This is a genomic window from Mastigocoleus testarum BC008 (assembly GCF_001456025.1).
In the GTDB taxonomy this organism is placed as follows: domain Bacteria; phylum Cyanobacteriota; class Cyanobacteriia; order Cyanobacteriales; family Nostocaceae; genus Mastigocoleus; species Mastigocoleus testarum.
Genome location: NZ_LMTZ01000111.1, coordinates 37,807 through 55,267, shown reverse-complemented (window position 1 = coordinate 55,267; position 17,461 = coordinate 37,807). Strand labels below are relative to the sequence as shown.

Below are 17,461 nucleotides of genomic sequence, written 5' to 3'. Positions count from 1 at the left end.
AATCATACTCAGTAAATTCCAGACCTTACCAAATCCTATTTTTCTACTCCATCTGAGCAAAATGTTCTTGGAGCAAAGCATGAATAAATGTAAAGCGTCCACCGACTTTGTTGATTAATTTGCGATCGCTAGCGTAGGTGAGAAAGTGTGCGTAATTCCAAGGTATTGAGCGATTTTTCCAGAGGATGAGGCGAAGAGAAAAGTGTTTAATTACAGGAAGTCCGGCAAAAAATATGCCGATAGCAAGTGCTAATAAAAACCCTGGAGTGAAAACAGTTTCTAAACTTAATTTATCACCTTCCATCAGTCTTATAATTGACAAAAATGAAATTAAAATAGGTGAAACTATAAAAGTAAATTTTACAGTATTTTTTGCAGATTCTTTAATCCCTTGATTGAGGTATTTTCTATAGTTTAAATATTTCCCTTTAAATCCATAAATCAGTCCAAAAATCAGCCCATTAATCAGTCCAAAAGTCAGTCCAAAATCCAGCCCATTAATCAGCCCATTAATCAGCCCAAAAATCAGTCCAAAAATCAGTCCAACTTTAAAATTAGGTTTTAATTTTAAAGTTTCAGTAACATTAATTTCTCTTTCAAATAGAGTAATTAGCCCAAAAGTCAGTCCAAAATCCAGCCCATTAATCAGCCCAAAAATCAGTCCAAAAACCAGCCCATTAATCAGCGAATATTGTATTTTTCTAACTTCATTACTTAAATAACTCGGCTGCATTTTCTCGATATAAAATTCCTTGAGATTATGCTCCTCCATTTTCTGTGCTAACCATATTAACCATTGCTTGGTATCCTCAATTTTATATCCCTTCTCATCGTGGTGTGCTTCTAGCTTTCTTTTTATATAAGCATCAAACAAATTTTCGCGGACATTTTTTTGATATTTTTTTCGTTCATCTTCAGAATTAAAATAGTTAACTGTATTATTTAAACCATCTGGATAAGCAATAGGAATTAAACTTAAAAATAAAGGTATTTTCGCTAATTGACCTAAACCATCTGAATCGTTTTGAATGTTTTTCCACAATTTAGGAAAACCCACCCGTCGCAAATATTTTTTAATTTGTTTTTTATTTAAAGCTTGTAAATAAACTGCACCCTGCAAATTATTTAAAATCGCCCCACCTTGCTCATATTCTTCTCTACGACAGCAAATAACTAGAGGTAATAAACTGGATTGACTTTGCAAAAAATAATTAATCTTATCAATACATTGCTTTTGTCTGGTTAAACCCAACTCATCCAAACCATCCAGCAAAGGTAATAATTTATTTTCAGATAACCACTGACTACTGATTTCTGCTGAGACGTTGTAGCGAAATTTCAAATCAGCAATCAACCATTGCCCGATTCCTTGTTTGTCATCCCTCCAGTTGGTAAGTTCAAATAATACTGGAATTGGATAATCTGGATTTTGTTGAGCGCGTTTAAGTAAGTCTCTGGCTAATTCCAGTAATAAAGTAGTTTTACCAGCACCAGGTTCACCTAAAATCAGTAACCGACCTGCAATATCTGACTTATCAAAAGCTTCGATAATTGGTTTACCTGCATCTAACTCACTTCTTCCACCATTAAAAACTTGTAAAAATCGCCTTGCTTGTAACCATCGTGAATCAGATGTATTACTGCTGCTATTTGTTGTTAAAGGTTGTCTTCCTATTGCTTCTGGTTGTTCCTCCCTTCCCACCCGAATAATTTCTTGATTGTGGAGTGAGTCATTTAACCTAGTTTCCACATAATGCTTCATTGTTTTTAACAATTCTCGCCGCCAATCTTCCGGGGCTTTTAATATTTTTGTACTATTTGATGTACTATTTTGATTAGTGAGCTTACCTTGTTTCCTTGCCTGGTAAATTCTCCATCCCAGTTGAGATACATGCCAAAAAAATAACAGTGAAACTATGACACCAACAGTTTTAGCAGCGACTTGAAATGATAAAGTACTTTTACTGAAAAAATCTTTCCAGTCAGTAACAATTAAACTTAAAATTGTAACTTCAAATGTGAGCCATAAAGTTAAAACTTTATTACCTCGAAAATCTGGAATTTGGGGTAATTGATTAATTAAATAGCCGCCCAAAGCAGCTAATAACACAGTCAACACCAGTGTCACAAAAGGATTAGTCAGCATGTTGTGTTGGAGAAAATCCCAATTATCAGAGTACTAACACTCTCCTAAAACTTCAAATGATGCTCGTTACATTCCAGATTTAACCGAAGCCTCGTTTTGTCCAAACTCCCACCTGGAAATAAATCCAGCCTAATAGCTCTTAGCGCCTAGCGCAGCGTAACGGATCCGCAGGTAGCGCAGCTATAGTTATTGCGTGGCGTTAGTCATAGTACGTTCAAACGCACTACAAACCTTACCCAGTCTGATTTATCAGACTTTTGCTATGAGCCTGGGATTTTAATCCAAGGCGGATACTTGTAATTTAAAACTCACCAACCCTCAATCTAAACCCTTTTAACTCATTACCAATTACCAATTACCAATTACCCATTACCAATTACCCATTACCAATTACCAATTACCCATTACTTTCCCAATTTTCCTCTTTGTGCAACTTTAACTATTAACAATTCGACTTTAATTGGTACACTATTTACTTCAGTACCCCTATTGACCAGCGCCTATGGTTCACGTGAAGCGCGTGGAACTTACCAATTTTAAATCCTTCGGTGGCAGCACTCAAGTGCCATTGTTGGGGGGATTTACTGTGATTTCTGGACCTAACGGTTCTGGTAAATCAAATATTCTGGATGCGTTGCTATTTTGTTTGGGACTTGCTAGTTCCAAGGGGATGCGAGCAGACAGGCTTCCAGATCTAGTAAACACCAACCAAATTAAAAAAGGAAACCGTTCTACAATCGAAACTAACGTTACGGTAACGTTAGATCTTTCTGACTACACTCAAGATGAAGATGATGACGCACCAATTGAATCTCAGGTTGTAGTTGAAGAAGACCCCTCAGAGGAAGAAAATGAAGCTGAGTTAGATCCAGAAGAGTTATTAGAACTCAAAAAAAAGCAAGAACAAACCGAAGAAGAAAAACATCGCAAGGAAAAAATCCGTGCAATATCCGGTGGGGAGTGGAGTGTCACCCGGAGACTAAGGGTAACACCTCAAGGTACTTATTCTTCAAGTTATTTGATTAATGGTATTTCCTCAAATCTTACCGAGTTACATGAGGAGTTGGATCGACTGCGAATTTATCCTGAAGGATATAATGTTGTACTTCAGGGGGATGTCACCAGTATTATTTCCATGAAAGCCCGAGAGCGGCGAGAAATTATTGATGAATTAGCTGGTGTAGCGACGTTTGATCGCAAAATTAATAAGGCGAAGGATACTTTAGAGGAAGTTAAGGAAAAAGAAGATAGTTGTAGAATTATTGAAACTGAATTAACGGCACAGTGCGAACGTTTAGCTCAAGATAAAGCCAAAGCTGAAAAATATCAAAAACTGCGAGCGGAATTTCTCGAAAAGCAAAAGTGGGAAGGGGTTTTATCCTGGCGATCGCTGCAAGCACAACAGGAAAATTTAATCACTAAAATTCAAGAGGGTGATAAGAGTAATACGGAACTTACCCAGCAACTTGAGAGGGTAAATACCGAGATTGATGACAAAAATAAGGAATTAGAACAGTTAACCGCACATTTAAATGCATTGGGAGGCGAACAGCTTTTAAATGCACAGTCTACTTTGGCAAATCAGGAAGCCGAACGCAAACAGGTTCAACGTCAGCAAACGGAGTTACAATCTGCCATTGAAAACACTGCAAACCGTATTAAACGTACCCAGCAGGACATTCAAGAACAACAACATACCTTAGAAGAATTAGCCCAACAATACCAGGTGGAGACGTTGCACGCGACGTCTCTACATGAGCAAAGGGATACAGCGCGACAGGAATTAGAAGATTCTCGGGAAGCTGCAACGGAAATTGCTTCAGCTTCGGAAGCATGGGTGCAACAACAAACTAACTACAATCGTCAAATTGAGACTTTGTTGCAAAGTTTAGAACCCCAACGTACCGAACAAGCACAATTAAGGGAACGTAACAACCAACTACAGCAACAAATTCAAGAACAAACTCAATTAGTTGCAACTCTCGAACCACAATTAACAGAGAAACAAGAACAGCTTGTTCAACTAGAAACAGAATTTAATACTTCTAATGAACCGATCCAAGATTTAGCACAAAACTTGGCAGCGACGGAACAAGAGTTAGATATTCAACAGCAAACCCAAAAACGTCTGTTACAGGAACAACGGGAAAAGCAACGCCAATTGGATAAATTAGAAGCCCAAGCTCAAGCACAGCAGGAAGCCCAGGGAACCCATGCGAGTAAACTAATTCTTAAGTCGGGATTGAGTGGTGTTTGTGGCTTAGTAGCCCAATTAGGAAGGGTCGATCCCCAGTATCAGCTAGCCCTAGAAATTTGTGCAGGGGCGAGGTTGGGACATATTGTGGTGGAAGATGATATTGTTGCTTCTACAGGAATTGAATTATTAAAACAAAAACGGGCTGGTCGAGCGACCTTTTTACCATTAAATAAAATTAGAGCGCCGCGAATTTCCCAGTCAGATAAACTGAATTATGCCAATGGTTTTATTGATTATGCAGTAAATTTAATCGAATGCGATCGCCGTTACGATGATGTGTTTGCTTATGTTTTTGGTAACACTGTAGTATTTTCTACTTTAAATCAAGCACGTAATTACTTAGGACAATTTCGCATAGTTACTCTCAGCGGCGAACTACTAGAAACCAGTGGAGCAATGACCGGTGGTAGTGTCAGTCAACGTTCTACCTTAAAGTTTGGAACTGCAGATGGAACCGACAATGTAGAGACGTTGCATGCAACGTCTCTACGAGATCGACTAGAAGAAATTGAACGGGTTTTGGGACGTTGTACCGAAGCGATCGCAACTCTTTCCCAAAGAACCAAGGAACTTTCCCTAGAATTAACAGAAGCACGTCAAGGAAAAAGAGAACAAAAACTACGTTTAGAACAGTTACAAAAAGAAGTTAAAAATTTAGCATCCCGTTTAGAAGAAGCGCGATCGCAACTTACTCAAAATACTGAACGCTTATCAACAGCCCAATCTCGTCTGGAAATATTAGATCGGGAATTACCCAGCCAAGAGGAAGAATTACAACAGCTGCGCCAAGCCTTAGCTGAGTTAGAATCTTCCCAAACCCCCAACGAATGGCAACAAATCCAAGCTACAATCAAAAGTAAAGAGCAAGAACTACAACAAAAAGAAACAAACTTACGAAAAGTAGAAGAAACCTTAAAAAACTTAGAAAATCAACAACAACGTTTGCAAGAAAAAACCCAAGAAGCACAACAACGTCTCAAACAATACGAACGGGAAGAAGTAAATAAAAAAGAAAACTTAGAAAAACTTCGAGTTCAAGACACAGAATTGACCAATGCGATCGCTCAAACCAGAGCTATATTAAGCGAATTAGAAAAAAACCTGGGAGAAGAAAAACAAAAACGCGATAGTGTCGAACAAGAAGTACGCTCCCTGTTGTTACGCCAACAACAAGTAGAATGGGAACTGCAAAAACTTCAAGAATCTCAACATTCCCGGCGAGAAACTTTAGAACAAGTAAAAGCTCAATTAGAAGTAGTTAGTGCTGAATTACCTTCTCCCCTTCCAGAAGTTCCCGATAAGGTTGACTTGGAAGCTTTGAAGAAAGAATTAAAATCACTTTCCCGGCGGATGCAAGCAATGGAACCAGTAAATATGCTGGCATTAGAAGAATACGAACGCACTCAAAAACGCTTGCAAGAATTAACCGAAAAACTGGAAACACTAGAAGGAGAACGCACAGAACTACTCTTGCGGATTGAAAACTTTACTACATTACGTCAACGCGCCTTTAAAGAAGCATTTGATGCGGTGAACGAAAATTTTCAATCAATCTTCGCCGAACTTTCCGACGGTGACGGTTACCTCCAACTCGATAATCCCGAAGATCCATTTGGTAGCGGATTAAACCTAGTAGCCCATCCCAAAGGTAAACCAGTCCAACGTCTTGCTTCCATGTCCGGAGGAGAAAAATCACTAACAGCGTTAAGTTTTATTTTTGCCCTGCAAAGGTATCGCCCCTCACCGTTTTATGCTTTTGATGAAGTAGATATGTTTCTAGATGGAGCAAATGTTGAACGATTAGCTAAAATGATTAAGCAACAAGCGCAACAAGCACAATTTATAGTTGTGAGTTTGCGTCGTCCGATGATAGAATCAGCCGAACGCACAATCGGCGTGACACAAGCACGGGGGGCTTATACTCAAGTTTTGGGTATTAAGTTACAATCCTCCAGCACAACTGCTTGAGTTTTAGTTAATAATAGTGTATAGATAAACCGGATTCGAGATCGGGACTCGGTATATAATGACCTCTGAAAAAGTTATTAGGCGCTCCGATATTTTAAACACCCAGGTAATTACTGGTGATAACGGTAAGCGATTGGGAATTGTTAATCAACTTTGGGTGGATATAGATCGCAGGGAAGTTGTGGCTCTCGGCTTGCGAGATAGCCTGATTTCCGTTTCTAGCATCCCCCGCTATATGTATTTAAGTAGTATCGATCAGATCGGCGACGTTATCCTAGTTGAAAATGAAGATGTAATTGAAGATGTCGAAGTTGACATTTACAGCAACCTAATTAACTGGGAGGTCATCACAGAAACAGGTGAAGTTCTCGGTAGGGTAAGGGGTTTTAAATTCAACGGCGAAACAGGTCAAATTCATACTATTGTCATTGCTAACTTAGGATTACCACAAATTCCCGAACAACTTCTTAGCACTTATGAGCTACCAATGGAAGAAGTTGTCAGTGTAGGACCCAATAGGCTGATCGTATTCGAAAGTGCAGAAGAACGTTTAACTCAGCTCACGGTCGGTTTGTTAGAGCGTATGGGGATCGGTAAAGCTCCCTGGGAAAAAGAAGACGAAGCTTGGAACGCTCAGCCAAAAACAGTTGCACCATCCAATCAGCTTCCTTCTGGGGTACCTTTAGAACCACCCAGACAAAAAATTCGTCGTCCTGAACCTGTAGCAGAAGAAGTTTGGGATGAAGACGATTACGAAGAAGTTCCCAGACGTAGGGAAATGCAAGCTCGACCATTGGAACCCGAACCTTACGAATCAGAACCCTACGAAGCACAAACAGTAGAATACGAAGAAGAGGAAGATAACTGGAGCGAAGCCACTGGCAAAGATAGGTATCAACAAACACCTCCTCCCCGTAAACCCAAACCCAGCAGAACTCCTGATTATGCTAGCGAGTACGCTACTTACGATGACGATGTAAATAGTGATGCTTGGGGTGATGACGAACCGCCAAAACCAATTAATATTCCGAAAAAAGTTAAAGAAAAACAACCAGAATATGAAGAAGAAGGTGGATATTAGTTGTTGATATTCGTTGATATGCCTCAATAAATATTAAGTTTAAGGCTTGTTAGTAATAATTCCCGATTATGTAGAGACGTAGCATTGCTACGTCTTTGCTTTTGGTTATTAGTAAGGCTTTAGCTCCATTTTTGCTCTGTAGCATACCTTAGCGCGTGTATACAGGGATATAGCGCGACTACAAACAAATCCTAAAAATTTAAAATATCTAAAGATTCTTCTATTTCTAAATCGAGAATTTTTTCCCGCGCTTGTTTGTGTTCTGTTAATTTTCCTTGTTGTTGGTATATTTCTGCTGCTTTTTGAAAGTCTGTAATTGCAGCTTCCTTATCTTCTAACTCATAAAAAATATCGCCGCGTTTGTTATAAGTAGCAGCGTTATCGGGATTAATTTGAATTGCTTCGGTATAGTCTGCGATTGCAGCTTTCTTGTCCCCGAAATCGTAATACGCATCGCCACGTTTCACATAAATTTCAGGGTCGGGATCGAGTTCAATAATGCGGGTGTAGTCTAAAATCGCTCCCCTGTAATCTCCTAGATCGTAACGATTGTTCCCACGATTTTTGTAAGCATCTACATCTTCAGGATTAATTCCTTGAATTATTTCTTTTGCTTGGGAAATTTCCAGGTGATTTTCCGGATTATTAGGAACTTGAGTTAAATTTTCGTAACTATAATTGCGATCAGGATTAATATCGATCGCATGCACATAATCTTCAATTGCACCTTGCTTATCTCCTAAATTGTAACGAGCATCAGCTCGATTTATATAAGCATTAGCATCGAAAGGATTAAGTCTAATTACCTCACTGTAATCAGCGATCGCACCTTCATAATCGCCTAATTGATAGCGAGCATCACCCAAATAATTGTAAGCTTTAACGTAATTGGGATGATTTGTAATTACCCAAGTACAATCTTCAATTGCACCTTGGTAATTACCCAACTGATACTTTGCAAAACCACGTTTATAATAAATTTCGGTTTCATTGGGCTTGATTTGCAGAGCTTGAGTATAATTTTCCATCGCTCGCTCGTACTCAGTCTTTTCCAAAAAGCGATCGCCCAACTTGACATAAAAACTATATAATTCCGTCCCAGACCTTAATCGAGACTCAATCGATAAACCACCAGAATGACTGGATACTAATTTCCGTTGACCAATGTGATCGCCGTAAATCCGATGGTTTATAGCTTTATTTCTAAGCTCTTGATATTTTAATTCTTGATGTTCAAGCTCCTTATTTTTAAGTTCTTGATTTCTAAGTTCTTGATTTCTAGGTTCTTGATTTCTAGGTTCTTGATTTCTAAGTTCTTGACTTCTAGGTTCTTGACTTTTAACTTCTTGGCTTCTTGTTTCCGATACAGTCTCAATTCTCGCCGATTGGATCTCTTCCAGATAACACCGCAATCCACTACCATGGAATAATTGATCGATTCCAAAAGAAATTTTACCCGTTTTTAACTTAATCATCTTAGTTGGGAGAAAACCCGCCAAAATCAAGTTAAACTTTGACTGTGCCTCATTCACCTGTTCTTGAATTAGAACGCAAACTACAACAGCATTTTTTCTTACTTCTTCTACACTCAGCGACCATCTAACCTTATCAAAAGTACCAGAGCGAGATTTTACTTCAATGCCAATAGTAGGGTCAGAAAGCAAGGTAAAATCAACATTACCATCCCCTCCAAAACGCTTAGCATAATCAATTTCCGTAATTAAATCCGCTAAACGTTCTTTGACAACTTCTTCACCTAACTTTCCCTTTAAATTACTGATAAAAACATCACGGACAGTACCAGCGCGCTTGTACTTTTCCGCCATTTCCCAACAAAAATCTCGTAATATTCTTAACCTCTCTCCAGAGATTATTGTTAGTTCGCTATATTCGCCTTCTTTTTGACAATGCAACAGACAACCAGATTTTAATCTTTTGATGAAATCAGACTGTAGCGATCGCAGTACCGTAGTCCAGTCCATGTAAAATTCTGCGATTCTGGGGATGGGGGTATTGTAGGGAAATTTTTATATGTTGTAAAGCTTTTTTTACTGGATTTAATGGAAGATTTTTCTCTCTATAAATATACTAATCATTGGTTTGGGATGGATCTTAATTTGACTAATCTCACTACGAGTAGCCTCTGATTTGTTAGCCTATAGGTACAACACAAATATAGCGCTATGCGCAAGTAAAAAGTTAAAAGTAAAAAGTCAAAATTATGACCTACGCGGATCCGCTAACAAAAGCTCATAAATCATACGTTTTGCCAGATTTACCAATATCCTAAACTTGTTACGTAGTGCTGTAACACTTAAAGACAACTGTAAAGCAAATTAATTACACTAATAACAAACGTACTGCACAAACTGTGCTATCTATGTTTTACATTTAATTAAGCAACAATGAGAAGAAAATCGCCCACTAGAACAGCTACTAAGTCTCCTGCTCTTGGTACTTCTACCTTTAACTTAACCTCGATCGCTATTTTAGGAGGGGTACTTATTTTAGGTATAGGTATAGGTATTGCTTTTAGCTCAACAGCGACACTGACACCTTCCAATGTAGCTACCCGCGAATTTATTGATATTAAAGCGCCGAACCCTGAAATTTGTGTCCAATATGGAGCTAGTGCCATGGTGATGGATGCTAAGCTATTTTTAACCCTCAACCCATTCAGTGTTTATGTATCCCAGTCTAGTATGCGTCCGGGTTGTGTATTACGAACTAATAACTGGCAAGTTTTAGAACAAAAAGGACTCATAACATCCCAACAAGTAAGAGATTGTAAGAATCGTCTGAATACCTTTGCATTTACAGGTGAATTGGGTAGTAAAGATGTAAATATTAGTTGTGTTTATCAAAACAGTGGCGCACAAAACTTCTTTTTGAACGAACCAGGAGCAGTTGCACCACCAGTCGAAACAGAAAGATTTTAGATTTTAACATTGTCTATCCTGATGCTATGTCTGGCAAATGTCCCGCTAAATATGAATCGTAAGACGTAGCATCCTAAATATTTCCTATTGCTACGTCTGTACAGAAATCAGGAGTTAGAAATGTAATTATTAGTCAGAGTTAACTCAATAATCAAATAATACTGACAATTATTATTTACGTGTGATTATCATTACAAAATACGTGGGGTGTGTTAACGACAGCGTAACGCACCATTGATAAGATTTTCTAAGGCAGAGTATTTGGAAAAGGCTGACCAAATTCAATAATCTCTGGATTATTGGAAGTATTGGAAGTATTTGAGTTATTTAAATTATTTGAGTTATTTAAATTATTTGAATTATTGAAGTTGTTTGAATTATTGAAATTATTTGAATTATTGAAGTTGTTTGAGTTATTGGAATTATTTGAATTATTAAGTATGGTCGGAGTTGGAAAATCTGGTACCGTGACATTTGGCACTGTCATATTTGGTACTGCCACATTTGGTTGATTATTAAGATTTCTTCTTGCTGGCTGAGTTTGAAATCTTGGTGGTGGTAAAACAGAGTCGTTGGGAAATTTCGGAGAAAATGGACTATTGGGAGAAGTCGTTGGAACAGATATGGGGGACTGTTGCTGATTATAATTCCTGTTATTGTCAAACTGACCATTGACTCGTGGTAGGCTTCGTAAGCCAGGTTGAGGAATACTTGGATTGATAGGTGGGAGACCACTAGGAAAATTTGCTCCAGGAAGATTATCACCACTAGGTAGGTTGATTGGTGGTAGCTGTTGTCGGTTGTAATTATCGTTATTGTAAGACCTACTGTTAACTGGTCCTCCTGGTAAAGAATCTAAAGGAGGTAGGAGAATATTCTGATAATTTTGTTGTGGTAACCGATCAGTTATATCTGAAGAGAAATTGCGGCGAGGTTGTGATTCTCTAGTATAAGGTAAAGGAGGAGATTGACGACGGTTGTAATAACTATTGGGTAAGGGTAACGGATAGCGACCTTGACCTCGTCCAATAGAATTATAGTTGCTTGCAATCGAAGGACTAAATACCCAACCAAGAGAATTTCGGCGAGATATCGGCTGTAATCGCATTTGACTAGAATCGAAAAAAGTTCCCGGAGCTAAATCCATCACAATGCGAGTTACGTTTTCGTCAAACTGGGAAACCCGGATACCTCGGATATTCCCATAAAATGTCCGTTGGGTGGGAACATAACCTAACTTTGTATCCGGTAAATCCACCACAATACGGGGAGGTTGGGGAAGATAGAAATAACGTGGTTGAGAAGACCCTGAAAGCATAACTTCTAATTGTTGAGCTTCCGGATAAAATCTCCAATTTTCTAATCTTGCGATCGGTTCAGCTAAACTTCTACCAGCACTCAAAGAAAGTGCTGCGTAAAAACTGAATAAACCAAATTTTAGTACCTGCTTGCACCCAGAAACTAGTTTTTGAGTTGCGATTTGCTTGAACACGACCTTCATCTCCAGTTTTTATGGCTAATTGTTAACGAGCAAGCACTTACAAACAATTGTCTTCACTGTAATGACTGAAAAAGCTTAAATGATTTTTCTAAACGACTTGTGTCATTGGTTGAAATTTAATATAGCTCGATTGGTTTGTAAATAGCACAAGCAGCAATTTGTTGTAAATTGTGAGAAAAAATTGATTTTATTTTTATAATTGTATTTAAATAAATTTATTTATTTTTTATGTTGAGTTCATTTGAAGTTTATCTTATTTTCATGTTCGTGATTTATATATATAAACTGTTATAAACTGATATCTCGTTTTCTATTGATACTAGTCTTAGGCTTTTGGCCATAGCACATAAGTGTGGGTGAAAGCCTATTTTTCTGGGAAATAATTGTTAAAAATTAATAGATAAGTAAGATGATTTTTGTCTGCAAGTATGTTGTCTGTTAGTTGATGATTTATAACTGGTAATTGGTAATTGGTAACTGGTAATTGGTAATTTGTGGGCGCGTTGCATATCATCGATAATTTTCAAGGATATTTGCTAGTTTTAGCGTTCACAGTTGGGGTAATAAGTTTCTCAGAAGTTTACTTTTTCTCGATTGCACCTAATGCTTTGAGCGTGGTAATTTCTGCTGATGTTAAACCTTGAACATCTGTAATATTCATACCTTCATAAGGTTGTTCACTTTTCAGAGTTTTGAGACACTCACCTGTTTTGACATCCCAAAGCTTTATAGTCTCATCATCACTAGCACTGGCAAGGATTTTCCCATCTAAACTGAAGGCAATAGAACCTACCCAATTGGTGTGATCTTGCAAAGTGTGGAGACATTCACCTCTGCTCATATCCCACAGTCTTACTGTTTGGTCTGAACTGCCACTAGCAAGTATCCTCCCATCTGGACTAAAGGCAATGGAACGTACCCAATCGTTGTGCTCTTTTAGAGTGTAGAAGCATTCACCAGCGCTGATATTCCACAGCCGTACTGTTTGGTCTGCACTAGCACTGGCAAGAGTCATCTTATCTGGGCTAAAAGTAACAGAATTTACAAAATCGGTGTGTCCCTGCAAAGTGTAAAGGCATTTGCCACTGCTAATATCCCATAACCGTACTGTTTTGTCTCCACTACCGCTTGCAAGGGTCATTCCATCTGGACTAAAAGCGACGGAACGCACCCAACCGGTGTGCCCCTCAAAATTGTGGATAAATTCACCAGTGCTGGTATTCCACAGCCTCACCGTTCGGTCTTCACTGCCACTGGCAAGTATCATTCCATCTGGGCTAAAAGTAACGGAACGTAGCCAACCAGTATGCCCCTCAAAGGTGTACAGACATTCGTCACTGTTAATATCCCACAGTCTTACTGTTTGGTCTGAACTGCCACTGGCAAGGGTCATTCCATCTGGACTAAAAGCGACGGAACGTACCCAACCGGTATGCCCCTGCAAATTTTTGAGATATTCGCCACTCTTGAGATCCCACAGTCGCACTGTTTGATCTGAACTACCACTGGCAAGGGTCATGCCATTTGGACTAAAAGCGACGGAACGTAACAAATTATTTTGCCCCCTCAAGGTGTAAAGGCATTCGCCACTACTGATATCCCACAGCCGCAAAGTTTTATCTCCACTAGCACTAACAAGGGTCGTGCCATCTGGGCTAAAAGCAACGGAACGCACCCAACCGGTATGACCTTGCAAGGTGTAGAGACATTTACCAGTGCTAATATCCCACAGTCGTACTGTTTGGTCTGAACTGCCACTGGTGAGAGTCATCCCATCTGGACTAAAAGCGACTGAACGTACCAAATTGGTATGCCCCTGCAAAATGTGGATGCATTCGCCACTACTGATATCCCACAGCCGCAAAGTTTTATCTCCACTAGCACTAACAAGGATGGTTCCATCTGGACTAAAGGCGACGGAACGTACCCAACCAGTGTGACCTTGCAGGGTGTAGAGACATTTACCACTGCTAATATCCCACAGTCTTACTGTTTGGTCTGAACTACCGCTAGCGAGGGTCATCCCATCTGGACTAAAGGCGACTGAACGTACCCAACCAGTGTGTCCGCTAAAGATTTGCAGGCATTGACTACTGCTAATATCCCATAGCCGTACTGTTTGGTCTGAACTACTGCTAACGAGGGTCATCCCATCTGGACTAAAGGCGACTGAACGTACCCAACCAGTGTGACCTTGCAGGGTGTAGAGACATTTACCACTGCTAATATCCCATAATCGCACCGTTTGATCTGAACTGCCACTGGCAAGAATTGTCCCATTTGGACTAAAAGCGACAGAATCTACACAATTGGTGTGTCCTTTGCAGGTCAAAATTTCTTTACCACTGGCAGTTTCCCACAAGTTAACTACACAATCACTATCACCCGTCGCAAAAACTTTGCCGTCAGGACTAAATGCCACTGATAATACGGTACTTAAAGCTTTACTAAAGAAAGAATTTTTAATTTCTGCGCTTTCAAAATTAACATTTCGCAAATTTGCGTTACTAAAATTTGCTCCCTTAATCACCACACCGCTCAAATCTCTGCCCTGCAAAGCCTCTTTATTAACCTTAACTGCTAAAGTTGCCGCATTTCCTCCGAGATAACCCACTTCATCGGAGATTTTACCTCTTGTTGCTTTTATTATCTCAATTAAACCCTGATTGTCCCCTACCATTGGCACTAACAAATCCATCACTGCTTTTGTTAATGGTCTTTTCCCAAATGTTTCCAGCAATTTCTCCAAACACTCACTGACAAATCCCCGTAAGGGTGTAACAGAAACAATATTCCCTGTTGCATCAACATTGCGGCGAAAATAGGATGACCAAGTATAATCATTAGGCTGATGATTATTTAAATATTCTTGTGTCTGAGCTAATCCAGTAAAATCATCAGCCAATACCCCCAACTCAGATGCAAACTTATACGCTACAAAAAACTCTAACAATGAGCGGTGAGCTGGAGTATAATCCCCATGAGCATTGCGAATCAACATGGTTTGTCCCATCATATCGTAATGCCAATGGTCTAAATCCTTTTCTTCTTCAACTATTGCACCAAACAACCTCCGAATCCGAGTGGGAAATTGGCGATAATTTAGGCTCATTTTGTCATTTGAGAGCATTTCCCAGGATAATTCACACAGGAAATACAGTTTATCTGCAAGGGAAGTAAAAGTACGTTCTGCTTTGATGTCCCTTTCCATTTTTCGCCTGACTGCGTACAAATATACCCGTGATATATCTATAGGTTTTCCAGCTTCGATATCTGGTAATGCTTCTAAAATTAATTCGCTCATTACCGGACGACGCGATAAATCTAATAATTGGGGGCTCCCCATCACAAGCTCTACTGTTGTATCTTGGGCTTGATGGGATAATACTTGGCGAATTTGCGCGTTGTTGAACTTCTCCAGTTCCAATATTTCAAATTGGGGTGTTTCTCCAGTTAAATTGGCAACGGAAGCTTGCAGTTCTGCATTTAATAAAGCACGTCCTTCCTTTGCTTCTGGGAAATGTTCCGTACGACAAGTTAAGATTACTTTGGCTCCAGGAACAACAACCTTAGCTAATTCCCAAAAATTATTAATCATTTCCTGACGGTTTATCCGCGCCGCCATTTCATCAAAACCATCAAATATCAGTAACAGTTTTCCCATACGGTTGAGTTGCTCGAAAGCCGAATAACCGGGTATAGGGATTTCATGCTGACGAAAAAAAAACTCGGAAAATAGCGATTCCACACTTACTGCTTTCGCATAATCTCGTAGAGAAATAACCAAAGGTAACCGGGGAAGTTGAACACCACTTTGCTGTGCATCCCGATATCGCTGCAATGCGACCCAAGCATAATGTAAGGCAAACCAAGTTTTACCCGTACCAAACTCACCTAATATTGAAATATGTTCTTTTGCTGGGTCATCTAACCAACGGTTAATATAACCATCAATCCAACCATCTTCTTCTGTATAGTGACTAACTCCAATACAACGCTTGCTAACTGGACCTAGTTCTTCTTTACTACAAGCCAAAGGTACATACCTTTTGTCAATACCCCGTCGTTTTACCTCTGCTTCTAACCAACTTAGATAACCCCTAAAGTCAGCGTCGATCGCTACAAGTTGGTCGAAGGTATAGCATTCTAAATGGCAATTTTCTTTCTTTTGAACTTCACAGCGTGCCATCTTACTAATACGCCTGTCAGTTACCAACCAACCTTCATCAGTACGTTTTTCTTTTACTTTTGAACTTAAAAGCCTTACATCTTTAAGTCCTATTTCTCCTATTATCCCACGCACCAAAATTCGGTCATATCGGTTACGTCTTATTGGGATATTGATAATCCACTCAAAATAACTATCTTGCCAAACTTCATATCCCTCGAACTGATAACCCAAGGTTTTAAACCAACCCATCATCTGTTGAGCTAAGGGATTTGAAACCGAAGGTACTTGAAGAGTCGAAATTTGAGCTTTGGGTAGAATAGTCTTGTTTTGTGGTGGAAGTCCTAGTTTTTCTCTTACCTTATTCAGATTTACTTCTAGAGTTACATTTTTATCTTTGAGGTTAATCAGCTTGAATTTCCAGCAGGCTTTACCTGCTACTTTACCATTATGATTTCTAGGACGTTGATCTTGTAATAGTTCTAACTCTTCTAAATATCTAATAGAATTTCTTATTTGTTCAATGATATATTTTTCAATTTCTTTTTCACTTTTACCTTCAACCTTAGCTTCAGTATCGGTTATTAATTTCTGATTATTTCTTTTTAAAATACCTAATAGGGCTTTTAATGTTGTACCTGATTCTGATGTATTACCTTTTTTGTCTAAAGTAAATCCAGTGACATACAACTGGTTACTACAAATCCATTCAACTTCAATTTCTTTCTCTATGTAATAAAAATTATTTTGATTTGAGGCAAGTTTCAGTAGAGCTTCGACAAGATTTTCAGCATATTTTTTAGCCAACATTCCTTTGCTAATGTTAGTCACCCTTCTTTACTTTTACCTCCGTTAATGTTGCTCACAAACTAACTACATAAAAAAAGTTAAGTTGTCATAGAGATTATGAAGTCTGTAATTGTATTTGCTGCAGAAAAGCAGAACTCTCAAAATTTTTTATGGGCAAATTTACGTACGAGATATTAAAAATTAAGCTGCACCAGAAAGTGAAGCTGTCACATGTGCGTCATAGATATCTAAACGCAAATATTATACCTGTTTGAGGTCATTTCAGATCTTTTTTGGTTTAACAAGAAGGGAAGAGTCAACAGGGAACAGGGAGGAACGACATGTTTCTTTTTAAGAGTGAAAAAACATTGGGTCCCGCGTCCCCCAAAACATTTAATCTCTTACTTTATTCGCTTTCGTGGAATTTAAATTAAATTAAGTTTTGCGTAATAAAAGTTTACATTTTGTTGAAAATCCAGTATTAGAAGTTTTCCTAAAGGCTAAAAGTCTTGTCACATCCAAGTTGTGGTTATGATTCTGAACGCTGTTTTCCTAAGCAAACTAGTACTGATTCAGTATGTTAATAAATTTTCTCTAAAGTTTATGGAACAA

At 38.8% G+C, this 17,461-nt stretch carries 7 protein-coding genes; 3 read left to right on the top strand and 4 right to left on the bottom strand.

The genetic code is table 11. The annotated features are described in order from the left end of the window. Positions 1 to 43: 43 nt before the first annotated feature. On the bottom strand, positions 44 to 2,146 hold the full coding sequence (locus BC008_RS52205; RefSeq protein ID WP_058184072.1) for an NACHT domain-containing protein: 2,103 nt from the start codon (positions 2,144 to 2,146) through the stop codon (positions 44 to 46). Between the two features lie 502 nt (positions 2,147 to 2,648). On the opposite strand from BC008_RS52205, the gene smc reads away from it, so the two are divergent. Then, positions 2,649 to 6,371, top strand: coding sequence for a chromosome segregation protein SMC (gene smc / locus BC008_RS27680; RefSeq protein ID WP_027846198.1), 3,723 nt, complete (start codon positions 2,649 to 2,651; stop codon positions 6,369 to 6,371). A gap of 58 nt (positions 6,372 to 6,429) precedes the next feature. After that, a complete protein-coding gene (locus BC008_RS27675) occupies positions 6,430 to 7,452 on the top strand; it encodes a PRC-barrel domain-containing protein (protein ID WP_027846197.1) in 1,023 nt (340 codons plus the stop codon). 191 nt (positions 7,453 to 7,643) lie between these two features. On the opposite strand, the gene BC008_RS27670 is transcribed toward BC008_RS27675, so the two are convergent. Next, positions 7,644 to 9,434 (bottom strand): tetratricopeptide repeat protein, encoded by a 1,791-nt coding sequence (locus BC008_RS27670; RefSeq protein ID WP_058184071.1) that lies wholly within the window; start codon positions 9,432 to 9,434, stop codon positions 7,644 to 7,646. A gap of 423 nt (positions 9,435 to 9,857) precedes the next feature. Here BC008_RS27670 and BC008_RS27665 point away from each other — a divergent pair, with 423 nt between their 5' ends. Next, positions 9,858 to 10,391: a DUF3172 domain-containing protein gene (locus BC008_RS27665; RefSeq protein ID WP_027846712.1), complete on the top strand. Its 534-nt coding sequence runs from the start codon at positions 9,858 to 9,860 to the stop codon at positions 10,389 to 10,391. Positions 10,392 to 10,638: 247 nt separating this feature from the next. Here the strand turns inward: BC008_RS27665 and BC008_RS51570 are convergent, their stop codons facing one another. Together BC008_RS51570 and BC008_RS27655 are read right to left on the bottom strand one after the other, a co-directional pair. Further along, positions 10,639 to 11,883 carry an AMIN domain-containing protein gene (locus tag BC008_RS51570; RefSeq protein ID WP_058184070.1) on the bottom strand — a complete coding sequence of 415 codons (1,245 nt, stop codon included), beginning with the start codon at positions 11,881 to 11,883 and terminating at the stop codon, positions 10,639 to 10,641. A 589-nt stretch (positions 11,884 to 12,472) separates the two neighbouring features. Then, positions 12,473 to 16,891 carry a WD40 domain-containing protein gene (locus BC008_RS27655; protein WP_235595945.1) on the bottom strand — a complete coding sequence of 1,473 codons (4,419 nt, stop codon included), beginning with the start codon at positions 16,889 to 16,891 and terminating at the stop codon, positions 12,473 to 12,475. Positions 16,892 to 17,461 lie beyond the last annotated feature (570 nt).